The organism is Asaia bogorensis, from assembly GCF_900465345.1.
In the GTDB taxonomy this organism is placed as follows: Bacteria; Pseudomonadota; Alphaproteobacteria; order Acetobacterales; family Acetobacteraceae; genus Asaia; species Asaia bogorensis_A.
Genome location: NZ_UEGO01000037.1, coordinates 1 through 4302, shown reverse-complemented (window position 1 = coordinate 4302; position 4302 = coordinate 1). Strand labels below are relative to the sequence as shown.

7 protein-coding genes and 1 other RNA gene are annotated in these 4302 nt (G+C 59.5%); 6 read left to right on the top strand and 2 right to left on the bottom strand.

The window, feature by feature from the left end; translation table 11 throughout:
* Nucleotides 1-144: 144 nt before the first annotated feature.
* Complete coding sequence (locus ED655_RS14300; protein WP_205836054.1) at nt 145-837, top strand: fasciclin domain-containing protein; 693 nt, start codon at nt 145-147, stop codon at nt 835-837.
* On the opposite strand, the gene ED655_RS14295 is transcribed toward ED655_RS14300, so the two are convergent.
* Nucleotides 806-1396, bottom strand: coding sequence for a thiamine phosphate synthase (locus ED655_RS14295; protein ID WP_023979297.1), 591 nt, complete (start codon nt 1394-1396; stop codon nt 806-808). The two genes, ED655_RS14300 and ED655_RS14295, sit on opposite strands and share 32 nt — an antisense overlap.
* Before the next feature lie 25 nt (nt 1397-1421).
* A complete protein-coding gene (locus ED655_RS14290) occupies nt 1422-1823 on the bottom strand; it encodes a hypothetical protein (RefSeq protein ID WP_162993544.1) in 402 nt (133 codons plus the stop codon).
* A 79-nt stretch (nt 1824-1902) separates the two neighbouring features.
* Between ED655_RS14290 and ED655_RS14285 the strand changes: the two genes are divergently transcribed.
* The 5 genes from ED655_RS14285 (at nt 1903) to ED655_RS14265 (ending at nt 4012) form a co-directional block, all read left to right on the top strand.
* Nucleotides 1903-2112, top strand: a complete 210-nt coding sequence (locus tag ED655_RS14285) for a hypothetical protein (RefSeq protein WP_240993691.1) — start codon at nt 1903-1905, stop codon at nt 2110-2112.
* 2 nt (nt 2113-2114) lie between these two features.
* Nucleotides 2115-2456: a cell division protein ZapA gene (locus tag ED655_RS14280; RefSeq protein ID WP_122050752.1), complete on the top strand. Its 342-nt coding sequence runs from the start codon at nt 2115-2117 to the stop codon at nt 2454-2456.
* Nucleotides 2457-2466: 10 nt separating this feature from the next.
* A non-coding RNA gene (ssrS, locus tag ED655_RS14275) (6S RNA) lies at nt 2467-2623 on the top strand.
* Between the two features lies 1 nt (nt 2624).
* Nucleotides 2625-3200, top strand: a complete 576-nt coding sequence (locus tag ED655_RS14270; RefSeq protein ID WP_240993690.1) for a 5-formyltetrahydrofolate cyclo-ligase — start codon at nt 2625-2627, stop codon at nt 3198-3200.
* Nucleotides 3197-4012, top strand: a complete 816-nt coding sequence (locus tag ED655_RS14265; protein ID WP_062165411.1) for a TIGR00282 family metallophosphoesterase — start codon at nt 3197-3199, stop codon at nt 4010-4012. Before ED655_RS14270 ends, ED655_RS14265 begins: the two co-directional genes overlap by 4 nt.
* Nucleotides 4013-4302: the final 290 nt, after the last annotated feature.

Genomic DNA, 4302 nt, shown 5'->3' with positions numbered 1-4302 from the left:
CGGCTGGGGTGGTTATGGCGGCTGGGGCGGTGGCTTTGGCGGATTTCCGCCCAGCTATTACAATACGACCTGTCAGACGACTTTCGAGCTAACCAATAGTCGTGTGGTCGGCTGGACCATGCGTGGAGATGGATGCTGAACCTTATGTTGCCCACTGAAACAAGAACAATAAGAACACGAATGTTGGGCGGGGCGCTGGTGGCTCTCGCTCTTGCCGGGTGCGAGAGCAGGGCTGCCCAGGACCCTCTGTATATCAAGGGTTCACTCTCCGCTGTGCAGATGCCGGCTGTGAGTAGTAGTCACATGTACCACGCCTCGACCAAGAGCGAGACGTCGAGTCCGGTTGCCTATCAGGAACCCCCGACTTTCTCGTTCAGCGACAGGCCGCTGCTGGACAACATATCGGCGTCACTGGAACTGGCCGACTACCGCAAGGCCCTGCGTCAATCGGCCATGTTCGCCCGACTGGGCCGGAACGGCCCCTTTACGGTGTTCGCTATCCCCAACGAGCCCTTTGAACGCTATGCAGCGCAGGTGCCGGGTGGGTTGATGAACCCGCAAAACGCGACGACCCTGCGACAGATACTTGGTTACACGATCGTACGAGGTAACTGGTCACCAGCCAGACTGAATGCCACGATGACACGTCTGAAGAGTGACCGCATCGCGCTGAAGACACTTGGCGGAGATGCGCTCACCGTGCAGCGCGACGCGTCGAGCGGGCAATTCACGCTTGTGAATCTGACCGGTCGTGTGGCCCGACTCTGGCTTAATGGCGCCCCGCAGTCCAACGGGACGCTTTATATCACCCAGGATATTCTTCCGCCGCGCGGCTGACGATATCGCTCAGTCTTGCCCCGGCTTCGTCGGCATCGACGAAGCTCAGGGGGACGGCGAGAAAATCGACATTGGCCTTGAACATGGCGATTGCCTGTTCTTTTGTCTCAATGTCCTCGGCGATGACCGGCAACTCCATCATCTGTGACCACCATGCGGCCAGATCAGGCGCATTGGGGGCTATGGCGATATAGTCAGCGCCCAGTTCGCCTGCGCTCATGGCCTCGTCACGGCTTGTGCCACAATAGACGCCAAGTTGCAGGTCGCGCCCCAGCTCTTCACGGGCAGTCAGGCATTGGGCCGGGCTGCTGGTGAGGTGCACGCCGTCGCAACCCAGCTCATGCGCCAGAGCCGGAAGGTCTGTAAGGATCAGGGCCGTGCCGCTGGCCTGCACGGTCTCGCGAATGGCATGCACACAGCTTCTGGCACGGGTCTCATCGGTTGTGGACAGACGCAGGGCGGCGGGGGTCCAGCGTTCAAGCACTTTCGCCAGATCGGCCAGCTCACGTGACGGGTCGAAATCCGGCATTGTGACCAGATAGAGTTCGCAAGGCAGCATGGTGGCAATCCGTCCGATAGGGCGCTCAGGACTCTGGCGCGAGATAGTGGTGAAGCTGTCCAATCCGGTAAGCGTTATAAGGCGGCCTGCCAAGAGCGAGTGCAGCGGGGCGTGTTGTCAGAATATGGCCACCGCACCGCCGTGCAATATCGCGCACGGTCTCGATGGAGGGGGCATCTGCCGTGCATACCACCCATTTCTGTCCCTCCCGCAGGGCGCAGGCAGCAAGTGAGGCAGCGTAACCAGCATCGAAAATCGTGGGTACGGCAAGGCCTTCGGTCAAGGCGCACCACCACGGAAACCCCATGATGGGCCCAAGGCCCTCACCGGATATGACGGCATAGGGGGCGCTGGAACCCGACTGGCTGAGCAGCGGGAGAAGCGAGCCATCCGAGAGAGCGACAATCCTGCGGGGAAGGTGTTGCACCGGCTTCATGCTTGACCTTGTGACATTATGAGAGCTTCTCTAGCACAAGCGGAAACCCGGTGTGGATGATGAGGCCATTTTGACGGATCAGACCGATAGCGCCACAGAACAGGCAAGACCTGAGGACCGGATCGAGCAGGCGCTCGATCGCATTGCCTATGCTCTGCATCATCCGAAGGCGAACGCGCCCGAGCCCATGGACTGGCAGCCTCTTGCAGCCAATATCGAAGCGCTTCGGCTGCGGGTTCGGGACATGATCGAGTATCTGGCTGATGAGGAGGCTGTCTGATCATGGCACAGGTTTCCATTCGACTTAACGGCTATTCCTATACAATTGGCTGCAAGGATGGCGAGGAACGCTATCTTCAGGAGCTGGCCAGGCAGGTTGAGCGGCGTATCGATCGTGTGCGCGGGCTCGGCACGCAGGGTGGCGAGTCATGGACCCTCGTCATGGCGGCGCTGTTCATGGCGGATGAACTGCATGACCTGGCCAAGGAAATTCTGCCAACCACCACGAATGAGCGCGTCCAGCGTGCCGAGCGCATCATTGCCGAGAATGAATCGCGCGAGCAGAAGCTTAATTTGCTGGCGGAGCGGGCCGAAGGCATTGCAGCCGAGCTGGAGAGTGCCTAGTTAGTGTCGGGTGGGACTGCCCGGTACGTCAGGCAACTCAACCCCTGGGCCGATAAGCACTTCCTTAGGGAGCTGGCTCTGTCGTGATCGTGGTCATGATATCTGGCGCCCACCTGCGTGAGCAGGTCCGGGAGGGCTGAAAGACCGACGGCCATGGTGGTTCCACACATGAATATCGATCAAGAAAAGCAGGATCTGCGCCGCATCATGCGACAGCGCCGGATCGAACGTCCCATCTCCCCCGCTGAAAACACCGCTCTCAACAATAATCTTGCCGTGCAGATTCTGGCTGAGCCAGATCTGGGCCGGGTCGGTTGCGTCTGGCCCCTCCCTGGTGAGGCAGACCTGCGGGCCTTGTGCCATCTGCTCTCTACCGCCGGGCGGCATGTGCTGCTGCCTGAGACAACGCCCAAGGGAGAGTCTCTGCTGTTTCGACGGTGGAGGCCGGATTGCGAGATGGTGGCGGGGCGCTTTGGAACACACCATCCCGATGGCGATTACGATCGCCCTGATCTCGTGCTGGTGCCGCTGCTGGCGTTTGATCGGACATTCAATCGCCTTGGCTATGGGGGCGGATATTACGACCGTACTCTCGATGCCTTGAAATGCAGGGCCTTTGGCTTTGCGCTGTCATGGCAGGAAGTGGCTTCGGTGCCCGTGGGCGCGCATGACGAGCCCCTCGACCGGATCGTGACGGAGCGGGAAATTATCAGACAACAGGCCGGGGAAGGCAAAGCAGGGTGAGACTACTTTTTCTTGGGGATATTGTGGGGCGCTCGGGCCGTGAGGCCGTCATGGCGTGTCTGCCGGCGTGGCGTGAAACCCTGAAGCTCGATGTTGTGGTGGTGAATGGCGAAAACGCCTCGCATGGCTTCGGGCTCTCCTCTGCCATAGCCACCGATCTGTTCAAGGCCGGGGTCGATGTGATCACGCTGGGAAACCATGCCTGGGACAAGAAGGAGCTGCTGCGCGAAATCGACTCGGAGCCGCGTATCATTCGGCCGCTGAACTTCCCGCCGGGCACGCCGGGGCAGGGGTCCTTCGTGATCGTGCTCCCCAACGGGCGCAAGGTGCTCGTGATCAATGTCATGGGGCGTCTTTTCATGGACCCGCTCGATGATCCTTTCCGGGCCGTCACGGAGTGCTTGTCGCGTCACAAGCTTGGCATGACCGCCCATGCCATCATCGTGGATCTGCATGCCGAGACAGGAAGCGAGAAAATGGCGTTTGGCCATTACCTCGATGGCAAGGTCTCGCTTGTGGTGGGTACGCATACTCATGTGCCGACGGCTGATTATCGCATCCTCTCGAAGGGGACGGCTTACCAGACCGATGCAGGCATGTGCGGCGACTATGACAGTGTGATTGGCATGGGCAAGGAAGCCTCGCTTTATCGCTTCGTACGCAAGCTGCCGGGTGAGCGCCTGCAACCGGCCGAGGGTGAGGCGACCGTGTGTGGGGTATTTGTTGAGACGGATGACCGGACGGGTTTGGCGGTGAGGATTGAGGCGGTTCGCGTTGGTGGTCATTTGAGTCCTGCGTTTCCAGTGGTGTGAGTTTTTTTCGTTTTTTTTGGACTTTTTTGGTTTGGATTGGTGTGTGTGGGGGGAGGGGAATCGGGTGTGGCCCATGTCTGGCGTGGGTTTTGGGGGATTTGAGGAAGTGTTTGACAACCCCCCCTGGTTTCCGTAAAAGCCCGTTCACCGCAGCGGAACACGCCGCGGTGACTGCCTGGAAGACTGAGTAAGATCAGTGGGTTAGGTAGGGTTCTTTGAAAATTGAATAGGTTATGGAAGGGATATGTTGGCGGCGCTTTGGTGTTGTCTGAACCAGTGGTTCTGATGAT